At 53.2% G+C, this 19498-nt stretch carries 18 protein-coding genes and 2 tRNA genes; 16 read left to right on the plus strand and 4 right to left on the minus strand.

All coding sequences use genetic code 11. The features are described 5' to 3' along the window. Positions 1-122 precede the first annotated feature (122 nt). The 3 genes from hemE to hemJ are packed head-to-tail and all read left to right on the plus strand — an operon-like array spanning position 123 to position 2352. Positions 123-1202, plus strand: coding sequence for a uroporphyrinogen decarboxylase (hemE, locus tag AD944_RS06715; protein ID WP_045541800.1), 1080 nt, complete (start codon positions 123-125; stop codon positions 1200-1202). Further along, positions 1202-1903 (plus strand): HAD family hydrolase, encoded by a 702-nt coding sequence (locus tag AD944_RS06720; RefSeq protein ID WP_045541841.1) that lies wholly within the window; start codon positions 1202-1204, stop codon positions 1901-1903. Before hemE ends, AD944_RS06720 begins: the two co-directional genes overlap by 1 nt. Next, a complete protein-coding gene (hemJ, locus tag AD944_RS06725) occupies positions 1900-2352 on the plus strand; it encodes a protoporphyrinogen oxidase HemJ (protein WP_035378954.1) in 453 nt (150 codons plus the stop codon). The genes AD944_RS06720 and hemJ overlap by 4 nt, the downstream gene beginning before the upstream one ends. Before the next feature lie 105 nt (positions 2353-2457). Here the strand turns inward: hemJ and AD944_RS06730 are convergent, their stop codons facing one another. Next, positions 2458-3033, minus strand: a complete 576-nt coding sequence (locus AD944_RS06730) for an NUDIX domain-containing protein (protein ID WP_035379001.1) — start codon at positions 3031-3033, stop codon at positions 2458-2460. 139 nt (positions 3034-3172) lie between these two features. Between AD944_RS06730 and AD944_RS06735 the strand changes: the two genes are divergently transcribed. The 5 genes from AD944_RS06735 (at position 3173) to AD944_RS06755 (ending at position 8876) form a co-directional block, all read left to right on the plus strand. Then, entirely contained in the window at positions 3173-4390 is a 1218-nt protein-coding gene (locus tag AD944_RS06735) for an MFS transporter (RefSeq protein WP_045541799.1), read from the plus strand. Positions 4391-4438: 48 nt separating this feature from the next. Then, positions 4439-5023, plus strand: coding sequence for an LOG family protein (locus AD944_RS06740; protein ID WP_035378958.1), 585 nt, complete (start codon positions 4439-4441; stop codon positions 5021-5023). A gap of 88 nt (positions 5024-5111) precedes the next feature. Beyond that, positions 5112-5188 (plus strand) — tRNA-Pro (locus tag AD944_RS06745). A 668-nt stretch (positions 5189-5856) separates the two neighbouring features. After that, complete coding sequence (locus tag AD944_RS16335; protein WP_081938996.1) at positions 5857-6633, plus strand: hypothetical protein; 777 nt, start codon at positions 5857-5859, stop codon at positions 6631-6633. Between the two features lie 161 nt (positions 6634-6794). After that, positions 6795-8876, plus strand: coding sequence for a M1 family metallopeptidase (locus AD944_RS06755; RefSeq protein ID WP_373317160.1), 2082 nt, complete (start codon positions 6795-6797; stop codon positions 8874-8876). Positions 8877-8962: 86 nt separating this feature from the next. Here the strand turns inward: AD944_RS06755 and AD944_RS06760 are convergent, their stop codons facing one another. After that, positions 8963-9412 carry a methylated-DNA--[protein]-cysteine S-methyltransferase gene (locus tag AD944_RS06760; RefSeq protein ID WP_045541839.1) on the minus strand — a complete coding sequence of 150 codons (450 nt, stop codon included), beginning with the start codon at positions 9410-9412 and terminating at the stop codon, positions 8963-8965. 473 nt (positions 9413-9885) lie between these two features. Between AD944_RS06760 and mnmE the strand changes: the two genes are divergently transcribed. The 8 genes from mnmE (at position 9886) to AD944_RS06800 (ending at position 17672) form a co-directional block, all read left to right on the plus strand. After that, positions 9886-11235: a tRNA uridine-5-carboxymethylaminomethyl(34) synthesis GTPase MnmE gene (gene mnmE, locus AD944_RS06765; protein WP_045541797.1), complete on the plus strand. Its 1350-nt coding sequence runs from the start codon at positions 9886-9888 to the stop codon at positions 11233-11235. Positions 11236-11257: 22 nt separating this feature from the next. Beyond that, positions 11258-13123, plus strand: coding sequence for a tRNA uridine-5-carboxymethylaminomethyl(34) synthesis enzyme MnmG (gene mnmG / locus AD944_RS06770; RefSeq protein ID WP_045541796.1), 1866 nt, complete (start codon positions 11258-11260; stop codon positions 13121-13123). Then, positions 13123-13719 (plus strand): 16S rRNA (guanine(527)-N(7))-methyltransferase RsmG, encoded by a 597-nt coding sequence (gene rsmG / locus AD944_RS06775; protein ID WP_045541795.1) that lies wholly within the window; start codon positions 13123-13125, stop codon positions 13717-13719. Before mnmG ends, rsmG begins: the two co-directional genes overlap by 1 nt. Continuing rightward, the gene (locus AD944_RS06780; protein WP_035378965.1) at positions 13712-14503 is read left to right on the plus strand and encodes a ParA family protein; all 792 of its coding nucleotides are present in this window, start codon (positions 13712-13714) and stop codon (positions 14501-14503) included. The genes rsmG and AD944_RS06780 overlap by 8 nt, the downstream gene beginning before the upstream one ends. 2 nt (positions 14504-14505) lie before the next feature. Next, entirely contained in the window at positions 14506-15417 is a 912-nt protein-coding gene (locus tag AD944_RS06785; RefSeq protein WP_035378967.1) for a ParB/RepB/Spo0J family partition protein, read from the plus strand. Between the two features lie 66 nt (positions 15418-15483). Beyond that, positions 15484-15559: transfer RNA gene (locus tag AD944_RS06790), tRNA-Lys, on the plus strand. 624 nt (positions 15560-16183) lie between these two features. Then, on the plus strand, positions 16184-16879 hold the full coding sequence (locus AD944_RS06795) for a glutathione S-transferase (protein ID WP_045541794.1): 696 nt from the start codon (positions 16184-16186) through the stop codon (positions 16877-16879). 334 nt (positions 16880-17213) lie between these two features. Continuing rightward, entirely contained in the window at positions 17214-17672 is a 459-nt protein-coding gene (locus AD944_RS06800) for a DUF4186 domain-containing protein (protein WP_045541838.1), read from the plus strand. A 5-nt stretch (positions 17673-17677) separates the two neighbouring features. Here AD944_RS06800 and ubiM read toward each other — a convergent pair whose 3' ends face one another. Both ubiM and AD944_RS06810 read right to left on the minus strand, forming a co-directional pair. Further along, positions 17678-18871: a 5-demethoxyubiquinol-8 5-hydroxylase UbiM gene (gene ubiM / locus AD944_RS06805; protein ID WP_045541793.1), complete on the minus strand. Its 1194-nt coding sequence runs from the start codon at positions 18869-18871 to the stop codon at positions 17678-17680. Positions 18872-18876: 5 nt separating this feature from the next. Continuing rightward, on the minus strand, positions 18877-19467 hold the full coding sequence (locus AD944_RS06810; RefSeq protein WP_045541792.1) for a nitroreductase family protein: 591 nt from the start codon (positions 19465-19467) through the stop codon (positions 18877-18879). Positions 19468-19498: the final 31 nt, after the last annotated feature.

Below are 19498 nucleotides of genomic sequence, written 5' to 3' on the forward strand. Positions count from 1 at the left end.
TTGGAATGGTGGGTACCCCGTCATCCACAGTACCTCTTAACCCCTACAATCAATTCTATCTTCTTTTTTTATAGTTAAGAGGGCGTGGACAGGCTGGAAAAAGACGTGCAGGACTTCTGAGCATGAGCAGCAAGACAGAAATCCCCCCCTCCAAGCGCCTTCTCAGAACCCTGAATGGTGAGGCCATGTGGCCACCACCGCTTTGGATGATGAGACAGGCAGGACGCTTTCTTCCTGAATTCAGAGCCATGCGTGCGCAGGCTGATTTTCTGACGCGATGCATGACGCCAGATATCGCCACGGAACTGACATTGCAGCCCATCCGCCGTTTTGGAATGGATGGTGCCATCCTGTTTTCCGATATTCTGATCCTGCCTTGGGCATTGGGTCAGTCTTTAGAGTTTGTTGAAGGAAAAGGCCCTGTTCTGGGCGCTATCCGCAGCGAACAGGATTTTGCCAGACTGGACCGTAACCGCATTGCGGAGATTACCGCACCTGTTCTAGAAACATTAAGCCGCCTGCGCAAAGTTCTTGATGGCCCGGACGATATTGGTGTGGCGAAGGGCGGAGCAACAACCCTGATGGGGTTCACTGGAGCTCCCTTTACTGTGGCCTGTTACATGGTTGAAGGGGGTGGTTCGCGTGAATTTGCCATTACCCGGCAGATGGCGTTTGCCGAACCCGCGCTGTTTGATCGTATCATGGCTCTGCTGACAGAAACGACGGCAGATTACCTATGTGCCCAGATTGAAGCTGGGGCAGAAGCCGTCATGCTGTTTGATTCCTGGGCTGGTCTGCTTCCGCCCTCCGAATTCCGTAAGCACGTTATTGCGCCTACCCGGCAGATTGTTCAGGCTGTGAAAGCAAAACATCCTTCTGTGAAAATCATCGGTTTCCCGCGTCTGGGCGGCATGATGGTGCCGGAATATGCACGCGAAACGAGTGTAGATGTTGTGGCACTTGATACCAGTGCGGATCTGGCGCTGATGCGCGCGCAGGTGCCGGAGTCCATTGGTCTTCAGGGCAATCTGGACCCGATTGCCGTTCTGGCAGGTGGAGAGGCCATGCGACGGGAAGCGCTGGCAGTCAGAAATGCGGGTAAAGGCCGGGCTCATGTGTTCAACCTTGGTCATGGCGTGTTGCCGCAAACGCCTGTGGAACATGTTGCTGATCTGGTTAAAACAGTCAGGGAGACAGCATGATGGCTTCTCCTCTTGCTCTTTCCGCTGATGGCAGCCTGAAACTTGTCATTTTCGATTGTGACGGGGTTCTGGTGGACAGTGAGGAAACATGCTGCCGTATCAGTGCTCAGGAAGCGCGAGCAGCAGGTATGGACGTGCCGGATGATCTGGCCGTTGATACGTTTTCCGGCATGGCGCTGCCCAGTATTCAGGATGTTATTGAGCAGAAAACCGGAAAATCTCTTGGTGCGGATTGGGCTGCCAGAACGCAGGCTCGTTTTGTCGCCGCCATGAAGCAGGGCGTGGAGCCGATAGACGGTGTCTATGCCATGCTTGAAGATGTTACAAAACTTGGTCTGCCTGTCAGGGTTGGTTCCAATTCTTCTGTTGAGGAAATGGATGCCAAGTTCATTGCCACCAATCTGACGCCGTATTTTGAAGGACGCATTCATTCTGCACGGGATATGGGAATACCCAAACCGCGGCCGGATGTTTACCTGCATGCGGCAAAGGAAGAACAGGTTGCTCCTGCAAACTGTGTTGTTCTGGAAGACAGTAACACAGGAGCACGGGCGGCAATTGATGCCGGGATGATGTGCGTTCTACTGCGCAAGGCAGGTGAAGAGGTGCCTGACTGGCCAAATCTGTTTGTTATTCATCATCTTTGTGAATTTGCACCCCTTCTGAAAGAAGCCTTGAAGGCGCAGGGACGTCTGGCATGACAATTGAAGCCTTCCTGCCCTGGACACGCTGGTTTCTGGCGTTTCACGTCATGTCTGTCATGGCGTGGATGGCGGGGATGTTCTATCTGCCTCGGTTGTTTGTGTATCATTGCCAGGTGCAGATTGGATCGGAAGAAAGTGCGCGGTTCAAGATCATGGAACGTAGACTTCTGCGGGCTATTATCAATCCTGCCATGATTTCAAGCCTGTTTTTTGGTGTTCTTCTTGTTCTGACTCCCGGAGCTGTCGATTGGCATGCGGGCTGGTGGCATTGCAAAATGGCTGCTTTATTAGGAATGTTTGCGTTTCACGGTTTTTGTGCGCGGTGGCGTAAGGATTTTGAAAAAGATCAGAACCAGCATCCTGAACGGTATTACCGCATTGCCAATGAAGTACCGACAGTGCTCATGATGATTATCGTAATCATGGTTATTGTCAGGCCATTCTAAAACCCTGTTTTATTATAATATTCTTTTCAATAAAAATTTTGTATCTTCCAGGTCATTATCCGATCTGGAAGATGTTTTTTAAAAACCACTTATATCAATTGAAGATCAAATAAGATTCTGAGCCCGAAGCATGCCGAAGGCGGCAAGGCTGACCATGCAAGTAATCTGGTTTTTACGGATCATTTCTTCAACCTCTTCCAGTAGAAGGGTGTGACATGTCATGTCCTGTTCCGTATCCTCCCTGTTTGTTGGGCCGGGGGTCAGATCCGTGGCTAGATAGACGTGCCCTTTCTGTGTGGAATATCCTGCGCCCTGATACACTTCTCCGGCGTGATGCATGGTACGTGCAATCAGACCAGTTTCTTCCCGTAGTTCTCCTGCCGCAACATCTGCGGGGGAGGCATCCGGGCGGGATTCCCACATCCCCATGGGGAGTTCCCACATTCGTTTGCCAATAGGGTAACGATACTGGTTAACCAGCGTAATTGTTGGTTTGCCATCGTCTGTGCGGCCCAACGGCAGGATCACAACAAATTGACCCCGTTCAACCACGCCATATAGCCCGTCTTTCCCATTGGGGCGGCGGATAATGTCTTCCCTTACGCGGGTCCATGGGTTTTCATAAGCAATGCGGGATGAGAGGACGAGGTATCCGCCTGCATCGGGGGATGACGTGGTCATGACGCGTAGTTCCATCTTCCGGTATCGGGAAGATCATATTTAACAGAATTCTTTCTCAAAAAGCACTTCTCCGCGTTCTGGCATAAGCCGGGGGAGTGTGTGAAGAGACAGCAAAAGCGGATTGTTCAAGGGTTTTATCATGTCTGTTACGCCAGTACGTTCGCCCTCCGTCCTGATGACTATTTTGGCGGTCGTGCTTTTTACGCTGCTTTGTTACACCGTTATTGGCCTGCAAATGGCTGTTGTGCCGTTGTTTGTGCGGGAGAAACTGGGTTTCAGTTCTGCCATGGCGGGTTTTGCTGTTTCTGTGCAGTATCTGGCCACGTTTGCCACACGCGCAGGAGCTGGCCGCAGGATTGATACCATTGGGCCCAAGAAAGTGGTGCAGGTTGGGCTTGCGGCGGGCGTAGTCTCCGGGGTGATGCTGGCTATAGCAGGGGTTTTGACCTCTCTTCCGGCCCTGGCTCTGCTTCTTGTAATTGTAGGCCGTATCATTCTGGGGTTTGCGGAAAGCTGGGTGGCTACAGCGGCCATTGTCTGGAATATTCGGCGCGTGGGTGTGGCGCGCACAGCTCAGGTCATTTCCTGGAACGGCATCTGCTCCTATGGCGGCATTGCGTTAGGAGCACCGGTTGCGACCCTTCTTTATCATGCTCCTTCCTTATCCGTTTTTGGAGGTTTTTGCGGGGTAGGGCTGCTTTCAGCAGCATTGATGGGGATAGGCTTACCGTTGGCGCATCGTCAGCCTGCCGTCACACCTTTGCCAGCAACCAAGCCGCATTCCTTTTTCCATATTCTCTCGCGTGTGATGCCCTATGGTCTGGCGCTTGCATCCGGGTCAATCGGCTTTGGGGCGATCTCCGCCTTGCTGGCACTTTATTTTGCAGATCAGAACTGGAGCGGAGCGGCAATAGGCCTCTCTCTGTTCGGTTCAGTTTTTGTGTTGACCCGTTTTGTCTTTACATCCCAGATTGCAAAGCGCGGTGGCATGGCTGTGGCTTTTGTCTCTCTGTTAGTGGAGGCGCTGGGGCTTTCCGTTCTGGCGTGGGGCAATTCCCCCCTCTGGGCCAATGTGGGTGCGGCTCTTTCCGGGGCCGGGTTCTCGCTTCTGTTTCCTGCGTTGGGAGTTGGGGCGGTCGAACAGATCGGGCCTGAAAACAGAGGGGCTGCCATTGGTGCATTTTCTGTTTTTCTGGATATTGCCATTGGCATTTCCGGCCCTCTTCTGGGGCTGATTATACCGCTATGGGGGTATGGTGTGCTGTTTCAGATAACTGCCCTTTGCTGCCTGTTGGGAATGATGCTGTGTGTGGTGGTGAAAGGCCGCCAGCAGCATCATACGGCTGGCGTTTCCTGAACAGGCGTGAGACAGTAACGCATCATCTTGCAAGAGGAGAAAAAGCCGATGCCTGTAATGCTGAGTGCTGTTGCCGTGTTTTGTGGATCCCGGTTTGGAAATAATCCGCTTTATCGGCAGGCAGCTCAGGAGGCCGGGCAGGTGTTGGCGGAGCAGGGCGTCAGGCTGATATATGGCGGTGGCGCACATGGCCTGATGGGCGTGGTGGCAGACGCAGCGCTGACAGCCGGGGGCACTGTAACAGGTGTTATTCCGGATTTTCTGGAAACCCGTGAAAAAATGCATGAGGGCGTGGCAGAACTGATTGTGGTGGACTCCATGCATGCGCGCAAACAGATCATGTTCTCGCGTGCGGATGCCTTCTGGATCCTGCCGGGTGGATTTGGCACCTTTGATGAGATGATGGAAATTCTGACATGGAAGCAGCTTGGCCAGCATGCAAAGCCGATTATTCTGGTGAATGTGGCGCATTGGGCTGATCATGTCATTGCCATGCTGGATGCTGCGGTGGCGCAGGGATTTGCCGAGCCGGTTTCCCGTGCCATGATTCAGACTGTGCCGGATATTGAGACCGCACTGGCTTTTTCTCAGCCGCAAGCAGCACAGCAGAAAGTACCCGCCGGGCAACTGTAAGACGCGATAAAGGGAGCAGAAATGCGTTTCCCTGCGTTTCTGCTCTTGCTAAAGTGGCACGAGAGCGGTATAGCCCCGTGCAGGTCATCGGAGTGTAGCTCAGCCTGGTAGAGCACTGTGTTCGGGACGCAGGGGCCGGAGGTTCGAATCCTCTCACTCCGACCAGACTTTTTCCCTGAAAAATAATAAATGCCGGTGCAGTCATTTGTAGGGGCATAGGCCGCAATAGTTTCGACATATTGCATGTCCATAGAATGCATTTGGATGTTCTGTGGGTTTTTTGTCAGCGGCTGTTTCGAGTGTCAGCGGTATTGAGAACTGATAGTCCTTTTTAATCCCGAATGCCTTTGCCGCCTTTGTCTTCTTACGTTTTAACGGCGTTTAAAAGGCAGGATCTTTGTGCTCCCAGAACACTGTAGCGTGATGGTAAGACCGCTTTTTCAGCCCTAAAATCTTTTGGCTTCCATCGGCTTCCAGTCATTTGAAAGAGCATTCAAAACGCTACCAGATCAGTCTGGTGAAGGGTTTGGCGGCTGGCTGAAGGTAGCTTTGTCATGCTGGTTCTGTATCGGTTTTCCCCCTGTCTTTGTGGCTTAAACCTCATGTTTTGGGCCGTTTCTTTCATGTTCTTATCTTTATACGCCATCAGATTGCCGTATAGCCGTAGGTAAGATGAACGTTTACTGCGGATAGCGTTATTATTCCATGCTGTAAGACTGGATGGGGATGGAAACGCAGTGTCAAAAGCCCCATCTTTTTATAAGGAACCACTGGCTCGGTTGGACAAACTGACGTCAGGTGGAATTGGATATCGACCCTGCGGGGGGAGGATCATGAAAAAACAAGCATCATTCAAATATAGCTTGGCGGTTTGCCTCTCTCTGGCAATCGGACTGGCTCCTGTGGCGCAGGCTCTGGCGCATCCGGGTGGTGGGCCGGGAGGCGGCGGTTTTCATGGTGGCGGCCCCGGCGGCGGTGGATTCCGCGGCGGCGGGGGAGGCTTTCGTGGTGGTGGTATGGGGCCAGGCGGTGGCTTTAGAGGCGGCGGGTTTGGCGGTGGCGGCTTTCGCCCCGGTGGTCCCGGCTTTGGCGGGCCTGGGGGGAGAGGCTTTAGGCCTGGAGGCCCGGGTTTTGGAGGCCCCGGAGGAAGAGGATTCTACCGGGGTGGTATGGGCTGGCGTGGTGGCCGCGGTGGCTGGGGCGGCGGTTGGGGCAGAGGTCCTGGCTGGGGTTACGGCGGATGGGGATATCCCTATTACAGTTGGGGGTGGGGTGGATATCCAGGTTGGGGCTGGGGAGCTGGCCCCTATGGCGGCTGGGGATGGGGTTGGGGCGCTCCGTTCGTCTTCGGTTCCGTTCTTGGCTTGGCTGTAGGAAGTGCCGTAGCGTCTTCTTATGATGGATACGAAAACCAGAATATCTACGCCCCTCAAAGCTATTACTATGGAGGCGCGTCTTCTCAGCCGGTGGGAGATCCAGCGTATTCATCCTATCAGCAGCCTGTTTATTCCGGTGCTGCGCCCCAGACTGTCTCTCAGCCTTCTGATGTCGTGCGTTGTAGTGCTGGGCGTTTCTTTAATTCCCTGACGGAAAGCTGCGATAAACGCTGACTTCTTCATCAGGTTTCTGGTTTCAAGATATTACAGCAGCAAGGAAGGAGGAAAGGGGCAGCCCTTTTCTCCTTTCTGTATTTATGGGCTGTAAAAAAACTGGGTTAGGGTTAGGGCTTGATAAGAAAAAGCTGATTTTCAGAAAGGGGATAAGTGTGGCGGTGTTCAGGTTTTTACGGGATTATCTGGCCTCCTGTGGCGGTATTGGATACCAGCGGCTCAGCCTTTCAAGCGGCCTTCTTGCTGTCGCCCTTCCCATTTGGGCCGCTCACGCAGCGGAACCGGATGCCCGTGAGATATTCGCGCCTTTGGCCTACCCACAGCCCGTAAACGTCTATCATTCCAGCAGCGGTGCGCCAGGACCTCAATCCTGGAAAAACCGCGCTGATTACGACATTCATGTCCAGATTGATCCTGCCACACATGTGCTCTCTGGCAGTGAAACACTCACCTATACCAATAACAGTCCGGATGCGTTGTCCTCTCTGTGGGTGCAACTTGACCAGAATTTGTATGCTCTGGGGGCACGGGCCTCCTTTGCCACGCCACGGTGGCTGCGTCAGCATACAGATGGGGTGGTGATTGATACGGTGGTTGTGCAGGATAATGGGCAGGAAACTCCTGTTTCACCCCTTGTCTCTGATACCCGTATGCAGGTGCCTCTGGCACGGGTTCTCACTGCAAATGGGGGGAAACTCATTCTTAAAATTTCGTGGCATTATCCTATCCCTGCTGAATGGGGTGGCCGTACGGCGTACAGTCAGGACCGGGATGGGGAGGTTTACGAGATTGCCCAGTTCTATCCCCGGATGGCTGTTTATGATGATGTCAGAGGTTGGGATACGGCCCCTTATCTGGGGCAGGAATTCTATCTGGAGTACGGTGATATTGATTACAGTGTTACCGTGCCCAAGGGGTTTCTGGTGGTTGGCAGCGGTGCGTTGACAAATCCGGAGGATGTACTGACAGCACAGGAACGCAGTCGTCTGGCTGATGCCGCCAAAAGTGAAACACGTGTGTTGATCCGCACGGAAGCGGATGTGAAGGCACTGGTTGAGCAGGTGCAGCAGGGGACGCAAACATGGCGCTTCCACATGAGCAACACACGGGACGTGGCGTTTGTGGCCTCTCCAGCCCTCTTATGGGATGCCGCAAAGCTGGATCTACCACCGTTGGAAGGGGCTGATACCAAGAGCCCGCTTCCACGTTTGGCAATGTCCGTCTATCCGGCAGAAGCCGCTGGAGAGAAGAAGTGGGATCGGTCCACAGACTACGTCAAACACGCGATCGAGTATTTTTCAGGAAAGTGGTACCCTTATCCATGGCCTAATGCTGTGAATGTGGGTGGGCATGGTGCGGCCATGGAATATCCCGGCATTGTCTTTGATGGAAAAGAGGATGCAGGCGCACAACTGTTCTGGGTGACCACCCATGAACTCGGGCATGGGTGGTTTCCCATGATTGTGGGCTCCAATGAACGTCGTCACGCCTTTATGGATGAAGGCTTCAACACGTTTATTGATATGTATGCGTCAGAACATTTTAATCATGGGGAGTTTGCCCCCAAACATGATGTGGAATTTGCCCCACAGACTGGCCAGCCGGCGGACGATATCGTCCCTGTGCTGAAAGATGAAGGTGCGCCGGCACTGATGACTGCGGCAGACCTTGTGCCAGAAAAATATAGGCATCCGGTAACATATTTTAAGGGTGCTTACGGACTGCAATTGTTGAGAGAAGAAATATTAGGGCCCCAGCGTTTTGACCGCGCTTTCAGGCGTTACATTGCTCTCTGGGCGTTCAGACATCCCACACCGTCAGATTTTTTCCGGATGATGGAAAGTGAAGGAGGAGAAGACCTCTCCTGGTTCTGGCGCGGATGGTATTTTAAAAACTGGGGGCCTGATTATGCACTGCGGTCGGTGTCTTATGTGAACGGTAACCCCTCTCAAGGGGCATTGGTGCATGTAAAAAACAAGGGATGGCTACCTCTGCCCGTCGTGCTTGCTGTTACCTGGATGGATGGAAGCTCAGCGCGAGTGCTGATTCCAACGGAAACATGGTACCAGACGAACGATGTTACACTGCAAATTCCCGGCAAGCAGGCAATCCGTTCAGCCGTGCTAGACCCTGACCATAAAATTCCCGATCTCGATCGGGGTGATAATGCGTTTGTTGTCAAAACAGATGTTTTTCACAAAGATACAGCATCCAATACGACTACGCGTATAACATCACCCTAAGGTGCAGCACTGAGGCTTGTATTTCGGTAAAAGAAGGCCGCAGCGCTGTTTTCGGGCGCTCCGGCCTTTTTTGTTTGGGGACTGCGTTAAAGGGCTTCTTCCAAGTTTAGAAGCCAGCGTTTGTCATCCAGTCCCCCATCTCCAGAATAACCACCCAGCCCCCGTTGGGCGACAACACGATGGCATGGGATCAGGATGGGAATAGGGTTACGCCCTACAGCCTGACCAACGGAGCGCGGGCTACCGCCCACCTGTTTAGCCAGAGCCTGATAAGTAGTGACCTTACCCACGGGAATAGCGCACAAGGCAGCCCATATTTTCTTTTGATAAGGGGTACCAAAAGGATCTAGTGGGAAGGGGAAAGCTCCCATGGTTTTGGGTTCATCAAACCATTTGTCCAGCCAGTCTCGCGCTTCACATAGTAAAGGCGTTTCTGTTTGGTCCCGACCCCAGCCCCAGTCCAGGGAGATAATTTTTCCGTCTTCTTCTGAAAGAGTAAGCGGACCAAGCGGAGAGTGCAGAGAAAGCTGAGGCATAAAAGGAACCTTCATAGGGTAGGGCTTCAGAACAGAATGAACTCATTATACAGACACATGACGGTGCGGTCTTTAAAAGTACATATCCTCTTGAAGCGGCTTTATGCCGGTAGATTTTCTTAGATACCTACCCCTTTGAATGACCCAATAAGCTCCTGAATAGGAGGATTTTCTCATATGAGAGCATCGGGCGCATTTGCTAAAGGGGCTTTTCTGTTTTCTCCATTTTTTTTCCGTTTTTGGGGCGTCCTTTGCAGGACATGGGTTTTGAGGCTTCTCTTTGGGATATGAGAGCCTCATGTTTTAGGGGTGGTTTTCTATTTGGGGCTACGCGGGAACAGGAAACTGTTTTAGAAAGCCTCAACCAACAAACAGATACACGTTTTTTCTTCATTAGAGCACAAAGGAGACGTTCTGTTTGGTGTCGGCTCATTGCCTTCTATCATGAGCCGGAAAGAGACGCTTCAGAAAGTATGGAACAAGAAAAGGAGCAGGCCGCCGTGGGCTATCAGAATGAAGAGACTATTTTTGCGCTCTCAACTGGTCTGGGGCGAGCAGCCATTGCGGTTATGCGTGTAAGTGGCCCAGAGAGTGCGGGGTTGCTAGGCCGCTTGTGCGGCACGCTGCCGCCGTCGCGTAAGGCCGTTTTGCGGCGCCTATGGCATGATGCCAGCCTGCGGGATAATCTATTAGACGAAGCGCTGGTGCTCTGGTTTCCCGGTCCTAACAGCTATACCGGTGAAGACGGCTTTGAACTGCATTTGCATGCTGGACCGGCCGTTATCAAAGCGGTTGCGCAGGCGCTGGTGGCCGGTGGTGCACGCCCGGCGGAACCGGGTGAATTTACCCGGAGAGCCTTCACAAATGGCCGTATGGACCTGGTGGAAGCAGAGGGTGTTGCTGACCTTGTGGATGCAGAGACAGAAAGCCAAAGGAAGTTGGCGCTGGCTCAATCTGATGGCGCTCTCAGCCGATTGTATGGAGAGTGGGCAGAGCGCCTTAAACGCGTTCTGGCCCATCAGGAAGCCCTGATTGATTTTCCGGATGAAGATCTACCGGAAGAGGTTGAACAGGGCCTGCTGAACGAAATTCATGCGCTTATTGCCGCCATGCAGCAGCACATTCAGGATGGAAAGCGAGGGGAACGAATTCGGCGTGGTGTGGTGTTTGCCATTGCCGGGCCACCTAATGCAGGTAAATCGAGCCTGCTGAACTGGCTTGCTGATCGTGACGCTGCCATCGTTTCTCCTGTGGCAGGTACCACGCGAGATGCCATAGAAGTTAATGGCAGTCTGGCCGGGGTTCGGGTGACGTTTGTTGATACGGCAGGCATGCGGGAAACTGAGGATGCTATTGAAGCCGAGGGTGTCAAACGGGCACTGTTTCACGTGAAACAGGCGGATTGTGTGCTGCAAATGTTCGCGGGTGATATGTTGCCCGATAACGTCTTTCCTGGCGCTTTGCTGATAGGCAACAAAACAGACCTTGGGCCTGTGCCCGCGAAGGTGTTAGATGTGCCTGTACTTCCTGTCAGCTTGCAGACGGGTGAGGGGCTAAATGAGCTTCGCGCGGTGCTGGAGCAGAAGGTGGAAGCGTTGACGGCGCAAGCGGCTTCTGGCGCGCCGTTATTGACCCGCGCGCGGCATGAAGCGGGTGTAAAGGAAGCATGTGCGTGCCTGCAGCAGGCATTGGAACAGGAATGGCCCGAAATGCGGGGTGAGGAATTGCGTCTGGCAATGCGGGCATTGGGCCGTTTGACAGGCCATGTGGGCGTGGAAGATCTGCTGGATGCTGTGTTCGGGCAGTTCTGTATTGGGAAATAGGTTTGAAAAAGGCGGCGGAATAATGGACCGTTTTTACGATGTGATTGTTGTTGGAGGCGGGCATGCAGGGTGTGAAGCCGCTGCTGCCGCTGCGCGCTGCGGTGCCCGAACACTCTTGTTGACGCATCACAAAAATACGGTGGGGGCTATGTCCTGCAATCCGGCTATCGGCGGGATTGGCAAAGGGCATCTGGTGCGTGAGATAGACGCACTGGACGGTATTATGGGCCGGGCTGCCGATCGTGCTGGAATTCACTTCAAACTCCTTAATCGGTCTAAAGGGCCAGCGGTGCAGGGGCCGCGCGCGCAGGCTGACCGGATGCTTTACAGGCAGGCCGTTCAGGAACTGCTGGCTGAAACGCCTCTTTTGGACTGTGCCGAGGGGGCTGCCGGTGATCTTCTCTGTTCGGAAGATGGCAGCGTGCAGGGAGTCGTGTGCGAGGACGGGACGACCTATCGGGCAGGTGCTGTGGTTTTGACCACAGGAACTTTCCTGGATGGAATTATTCACATTGGGCATAAATCAAAACCAGCCGGGCGTGTGGGAGAACAACCCGCGGTTGCATTGGCCAAACGCTTGAGAAATCTGGGTTTGACCATGGGGCGTTTGAAAACAGGCACCCCAGCACGACTTATGAAGGAGAGTATTGATTGGTCTTCTTTGGCGGAAGATAAAGGGGATGCACAGCCTGAACCCTTCAGCCGCTTGACCCAGACTATGACCAACCCACAACTGGTTTGCGGCATAACGGCAACAAACCAGAAAACACATGATATTATAAAGAAGTATATTCATCTATCTGCTGTTTACGGAGGCGCTATTTCAGGCCGTGGACCGCGTTACTGTCCCTCGATAGAAGACAAGGTGGTGCGGTTTGCAGAGAAAGCCAGCCACCAGATTTTTCTCGAGCCAGAAGCACTCCCTGAGCATGAAGGGGGGCATCTTATCTATCCTAACGGCATTTCAACCAGCCTTCCGGCAGAGGTGCAGGAAGAGATGATTCACTCCATTCCGGGGCTGGAGCGCGCTGTTATCGCGCAGCCAGGTTATGCGGTTGAATATGATTATGTTGACCCACGAGAACTGACGTCCTCTCTGGAACTCAAAAAGTGTCCTAATCTTTTTTTGGCAGGCCAGATCAACGGGACGACAGGGTATGAAGAAGCTGGCGCCCAGGGGTTGCTGGCAGGCGTTAATGCAGCGCGACGGGCAGGAGGGCAAGAAGCTGTCAGCCTGGATAGAGGCAAGGCCTATATTGGCGTTATGGTGGATGATCTGACAACACAGGGAGTTAGTGAGCCGTATCGCATGTTTACATCCCGTGCGGAGTATCGCCTTACCTTGCGGGCGGATAATGCGGATATGCGCCTTACCCAACTCGGTATTGACTGGGGCTGTGTCGGCGCGGAACGAAAATCTGTTTTTGAAAAAGATTGCAAAGAAATAAAGCAGGTTTCAGAAAAAGCGGAGCAGGAAAGTTGGGCTCCTAACGCGCTGGTTCAGGCCGGTGTTAAAGTGGCCCTTGATGGTCGGCGCAGAACACTGTTGGAAATTCTAGGGTATGGCATAACAGAGGAGGCTATTGCCACGCTGGCTCCGTGGTATCTTTCTGCCTCTGAAAGAGCTCGCCATTTTGTAACAACGGAAGCCCGCTATAAAGGCTACCTTGTGCGGCAGAAGCGGGAGATCAAGCAACTGGAAGCGGAAAGTGAAATCCGGTTTCCCGCCAGTATCAATTTCAGCGAAATTGGCGGATTAAGTGCTGAAATGAAGGAAAGGCTGGAACGCTCCCGACCAGAAAACTTTAGCGCAGCACAGAGAATTCCAGGCATTACGCCTTCTGCTCTGGTGGCCATTCTTGCGCATGTGCGGCAGAGGGTGGCCTGATGACCCTTGTTGTCCCAGGAATGAGTGTTTCACGTGAAACGCAGGAGCGGCTGGATGCCTTTGTGGCTCTGCTGGAAAAGTGGAACCCGCGCATCAATCTGGTTTCCAGCCGGGACATGGCGTTTGTATGGGAACGTCATGTCCGTGATAGCCTGCAAATTGCCCCACTGGTGCAAGGGGCTTCCAGCTTTATTGATCTGGGGTCAGGCGGTGGGTTTCCGGGTGTGATTACTGCTATTGCGGCTAACGTGCCCGGAACCCTGATTGAATCAGATCAGCGGAAAGCGGCATTCCTGCGTGAGGCTGCGCGTGTTACGTTAGCACCCATAAAGGTGCTGGCTCAACGGATTGAACAGGCTGAACCTGAGCCGGCGCCCGTTGTAACGGCCCGTGCACTAGCCGCCTTGCCCCGGTTGTTGGAGTGGACAGCCCCATTTCTGGCAAAAGGGGGAAAGGCTGTGTTTTTGAAAGGCCAGCAGGCCGAAGATGAGTTGACCGAGGCGAGACGAAGCTGGCACATGGATGTGTGTATCCACCCCAGTGTGACAAGCCATGATGGTGTGATTCTTGAAGTGAGCAATCTTGAACGTGTCTAAGACCGATAAAAAAGCAAAGAAATGTTTCATTCTGGCGGTAGCAAACCAGAAGGGCGGCGTAGGAAAAACAACTACAGCCATTAATGTTGCCTCAGCCCTGGCGGAAGATGGTGCTCGCGTAGTTCTGCTGGATATGGACCCTCAGGGTAACGCCTCAACAGGGCTTGGTGTTGGGTATGATGCGCGGCAGGGTGGGGCTTATGCCTTGCTGATGCAGGAAAAACCTGCCGAGGAACTGCTCCAGCCCACAGAGATTGAAGGTCTTTCCGTTATTGCGGCGAACACAGAGCTTGTCGGGGCGGAAATAGAACTGGTTGATGAAGAGGGGCGTGAAGATCGGTTACGCACGGCTCTGGCTCCTCTGACCAAAACCGTTGATTATGTGATAATTGATTGCCCCCCCAGTTTGAGCCTTCTTACGCTGAATGCGCTGGTTGCTGCGGATGGCGTATTGGCGCCGTTGCAGTGCGAATTTTTTGCGCTTGAAGGGCTGGGCCATCTGGTGAAGACCATTGAGCGTGTTCGCAAGAAACTGAACCCGCGGCTGAAGATAACGGGCATTGCGCTGACCATGTATGATCGGCGGAACAATCTTTCAGAACTGGTTGCGGCAGATGCCCGCAGTTTCTTTGGTGATGATGTTCTGGAAACTCTGATACCCCGCAATATCCGTATTTCTGAGGCTCAGAGCCATGGTCAGCCAGTTATGGTGTATGACCCCAAGGCCAGTGGTGCTGCGTCCTACCGAGCGCTGGCTGAGGAAATCAAGAGGAGAACATCGTAAGCATGGCTCGTAAACCTGCTGCCCGCCCCAAACTGGGCCGTGGTCTTGCCGCGCTACTGGGAGATACGGCTCCCGTAACGGCAGAGAAGGCTTCTTCCTCATCAGGTAAAGGGGAGCAGGCGGTCGCGCCAGCAAGCACGCTGCCTGTTGAGGCTCTTGTTCCTGGCCCTTTCCAGCCCCGGCAGGACATGGAACCTGCGGCACTGCAGGAACTGGCGGATTCCATTCGGGCGCGGGGTATCCTGCAACCCATTCTTGTGCGGCCTGACCCGGATAAAAAAGACCAGTATCAGATTATTGCCGGGGAGCGGCGCTGGCGTGCGGCGCAACTGGCGCAGTGTCATACCGTGCCGGTTCTGGTGCGTGATCTGGATGAAGTAGACGCCATGGCGGCAGCCCTGGTGGAAAACCTCCAGCGTGCGGATCTGAACCCGATAGAAGAAGCTGAAGGGTTCAGCAGGCTGATGGAAGATTACAGCCTGACGCAGGATGAACTAGCCAAAGCCATTGGCAAATCCCGCCCGCATGTTGCCAATACCCTGCGCCTTTTACGTCTGCCTGATTCCGTGCGGAAAGCGGTAGGGAGCGGCGCATTATCCGCCGGACATGCAAGAGCCCTGCTTGCGCACCCAGACCCCATTGCTGCTGCTCATGATGTGCTGACCAAAGGTCTTTCTGTCAGGCAGACGGAAGCTTTGGTGCAGGCGGCGATTGAAAACAAGACCAAACCCCAGAAGCCAGAGCAGACCAAAAAGGCACGTGATCCTGAGATTGCAGCGCTGGAACGGGATCTTGCAACGCGTCTTGGTTTGCGCGTGAAGGTGAATTTTGATGGCCGCAAAGGTGGCTCTCTCGAAATTCATTACAACAGCCTGGACCAACTGGATGACGTTCTCTCTCGTCTGAAATCTTGAAATTCAGACTTGTGCTTTGAAGGGGAGGGTGATACAAAGCCCTCACTTCAGTCCACAAGACTGTAAGGGCGCATAGCTCAGTTGGTAGAGCAGCTGACTCTTAATCAGCGGGTCCAAGGTTCGAGCCCTTGTGCGCCCACCAATTTTTTCAAAAAATCAGGTGGTTTAAAGACTTTAGGGTCATTCATCCTTATGGCCCTCCAGAGTCATCTGAACGCTGCTTTTAGGTTCGTAGGGTGGTTTTTCCCTTATCTACCTACACCGATACCGGCTCTTGGGGGCCAGTCGTTCCTCACAATCCTTTATTTTGCGTAGATATAGCTTTTCTCGGCAATTTCGCAGGTATGATTTACCTTTGGCGTGGTCCGGGTGGCATGGTCGCTAGAGATTTTAGACCATCCCTAAAGCGTAAAAACAGACCAGCCAGAACCTGCATCGGCTGGAGGCTAATGAGCATCTGGTTCGTTTTTGGTTGATGGACATTCAAAAGCTGCTCATTGATCTCTTGGCGCTTTTAGACCTTAAATTTTCTATGCTTTCACCCAAGATAGCAGGCAGAAAACGCAGATCATACCCGCAGGATAACGGGAGAGTTCTGCCTGTAGTCGGCCGGTGTGCCGTTTTGGTATGTGGAACCAAAGAGTGCGTGACGTCCTTTAGCTGGTATCAACGCCGCCCAAAGTGTCTCCGGCATAGGCTGTCTGCCAAGGCAGGTAAGTAAGGTCGGGCGGGGTCTTCATACCTGTTGGAGGAAGGAGCTCATCTTATGATTACCGTGCATCATCTGGATAATTCCCGTTCACAGCGGGTTTTGTGGCTGCTGGAAGAACTGGAACTTCCCTATGATATCCAGTTTTACAAGCGTGACCCTAAAACCATGATGGCTCCAAAATCTCTGCAGGCCATTCACCCACTGGGCAAGTCTCCAGTGATAACTGACACGGACGGGAACGTGACGCTCGCAGAAAGCGGGGCGATTATCGAATATCTTATCAATAAATACGGCAATGGCCGACTGGCCCCAGCGCGCGACACTCCCGAATATGTTCGCTTCATATACTGGCTGCATTATGCAGAAGGATCAGCCATGCCTCCGCTATTGCTCAAACTGATATTCGGGATGCTGCCAAAACAGGCTCCTTTGCCCTTTCGTCCTTTTGCTTTCCTGATTTCAAAAGGAGCACAGACGGGGTTCATAAATCCACAGGTCAAACTGCATATGGATTATTGGGAACGTAGGCTGTCGGAAAGCGAATGGTTTGCAGGGAGTGATTTTACCGCAGCAGATATTCAGATGAGCTTCCCTCTTGAAGCGGCGGCGGCACGTGCGGGGGCAACGGATAATCGGCCGCATGTCAGAGCATTCCTGCGCTGTATTCATGGCCGTCCAGCCTATCAGCGCGCTCTGCAGCGCGGTGGGGCATATGTTTACGCCAGTGAGGGCCGCACCTCCTCATCCTGAGTTATGAGGGGACATGTGTTCTCATGCTATGAGTATGACCGTACAGGCGGAAAGAATCGCCCTGATATATTTGTGGAATACGGAGTGGGAACGAATTTCTGGATGAGGCAAAAACCTCACTCTGCTCAAAAAATAGATAGGGTAACAAAGGACAGAACCATCACTCATGGTCGGCTAAGTCTAAAATCCGACCATCAGGGGTTTACACAACGGTTTTCTATCCCTCTTGAGTCGAGGTCTTGTATGCCTATCCTTTTTCAGACTAAAAATTGAGTATTCTTTTTTAAGAGAAGCATGATCTGTTTTGTCTGGGTTTTCAGAAAAAATGACGTCTGTGTCTCAAGGGGATCTGTTTCCTCTTGCGCTTGATCTACCGGAGGTTGACCCTACGCTATGGCAGAAACTGGCGCGCTCTGCGTTTCGGCAGCAGTTTCATTTAAATACATCTGATCGGGCATATTTGGAAAAAAAGGGGCTGACGGCTGTTCTGGAGCATGGAGCCGATTTTATTGCGAAACGGCTTGCTCCTGCTGAACCAGAAAAAGACGGTCGGCAAACACCGTGGAAGGGGCACCCAGTCTTTGTGGCTCAACATGCTACGGGAACATGTTGCCGGTCTTGCCTTGAAAAATGGCATCATTTTACCAAAGGGCTACCGTTAACCTTTGATCAGCAAATCTATATTCTGGCGGTTATAGGGGCATGGCTGGAACGGGAAGAAAAAATGCCCGTAAGTGTGGAAGAAAATGCTCCCGTCAGGCTTTACAAGCGAAAATACCGCCGCAACCTGTAGCCCTGTTAAGGGGCTGTGGTATGGCGATCCATCAGGAGAGTGGTGACGGCATTTTTAAAGGGTGTGAAGGCATCTGCCAGCCGAAGCCCGGTTTCCCGAAGATGTCGGAAAGGGGCTCCATCATGCGTGTAAAGTGTCGCAATCCCGTTGGTACCTGCAAAGAGCGGAGCGGTTGGCAGACGGTGCTTCTGTTCAAAACGGCGTAGTCCCTGTGCCAGACCAGCATCCCCGTTTGTAGAGACGTTGCGAGTGACTTCCTGAGAGAGAATTTCCTGTCCGCGTAGACCCAGATTGAAGCCGTGGGCTGTAATGGGGTGCATTCCCACAGCAGCATCTCCTACAAGGGCGAGACGGCGGGCTGTGAAGCGATGCGCATAGACTCCTTTCAGGGGATAGGCATGGCGGGTGCTGACAAGCCGCATTGTGCCCAGACGGTTGCCAATGCGCTTCATGATTTCTGCATTGAAAGCATCACGTGGGGCTTCCAGAAGGCGTTTAATATCATCTGGTGGCAGGGTGAGCACCAGAGAGGATGCCATGCCATTGACCGGCAGGAGGGCGACGGTCTGGCCTTCATCAAACCACTGCGTGGCAATGTTGTGATGAGGAGAATCATGCGCCATGCGACACACCAGCATGGTGCGCTTGAAATCATGAATAATGGAGCCAATTCCGGCACGCCGACGAGTTGGGGAGAAGCGTCCATCAGCCCCTACAACCAGTTGCGCCTGCAGTTGCCCTTTTGAATGATGCACCACGGCCTGCGCGGGATTTTGCCGGACGGTTTCAACCGTAACGCCATCAAGCAATGTAATTCCGGGGCGGGTAGCCGCAGCAGCGTACAGCGCGCGACGGATGTGATTGTTTGAAACCAGCCACCCTAGAGCATCCACCCCTCGGCCATGCGTATCAAACGTAAGGGGATGGCGAAACTTTCCTGTTTCTACACGCGCTTCCCGAAGCGGGCAGATTGCGGAGTGGGGAATATGATTCCACGCTCCGTTTTCCTGCAAAATGCGGACAGAATGATGTGTAAGGGCAATTTCCCGACCATCGAAGGACGGTTCTTCCCACACGGTTGCTGGTGCACGTTCCAGAACAGTGACGGAAAGCCCAACGCTTTCAAGAGAAAGTGCCGTGGCAAGCCCAACAGGGCCTCCACCAATAATGGCAACATCAGTCTGCTCTGCAGTCTGCATGGTGATCAGTCCTTATCTGCCGCAAAAGTAACAGGGGTGCCGGTCCAGTAGGCTGTAAAATCCGCTGGGTCTGGCCTGCGGGGAGAAATCGGTTTGCCAGAAGGTGTGCCGATAAAAAGGAAACCAGCCAGTTTATGTGGCGCAGGGAAACCGAGTTCAGCGGCAAGAACCGGATCATCCACCACATCGCCGGAAACCCACACACCCCCAAAGCCGGTAGCGTGTAGGGCGTTCAACACGTTCATGGTAGCGGCAGCAACTGCCATTTCCTGCTCCCATAACGGGATTTTGTGTTCCGGCCGGAGATGCATGCCCAAGGCAAGGATCATGGGCATGGTTGAAAACCGCTGCCGACGCTTGGTAATTTTTGCGTCAGGAACATCAGCATCAATGCGTTGCATGCTGTCGATGATCCGTTCCGCCATAAGCGGTCTGGCCTCTCCTTCAATGACAACGTAGCGCCAGGGCCGGAGTTTACCATGATCTGGCGCACGCATGGCTGCCGCCAGAATGTCAGAAAGCTGTGCTGCTGAGGGCGCAGGTTCCGCCAGATGGTCTGTGGAGGCTCGGCTGAGAAGCATTTCCATGGGGGTCATGATCGGAAACTCCGGCTTGGGAAACGGATAT

Source organism: Acetobacter tropicalis (genome assembly GCF_001580915.1).
Taxonomy (GTDB): Bacteria; Pseudomonadota; Alphaproteobacteria; order Acetobacterales; family Acetobacteraceae; genus Acetobacter; species Acetobacter tropicalis.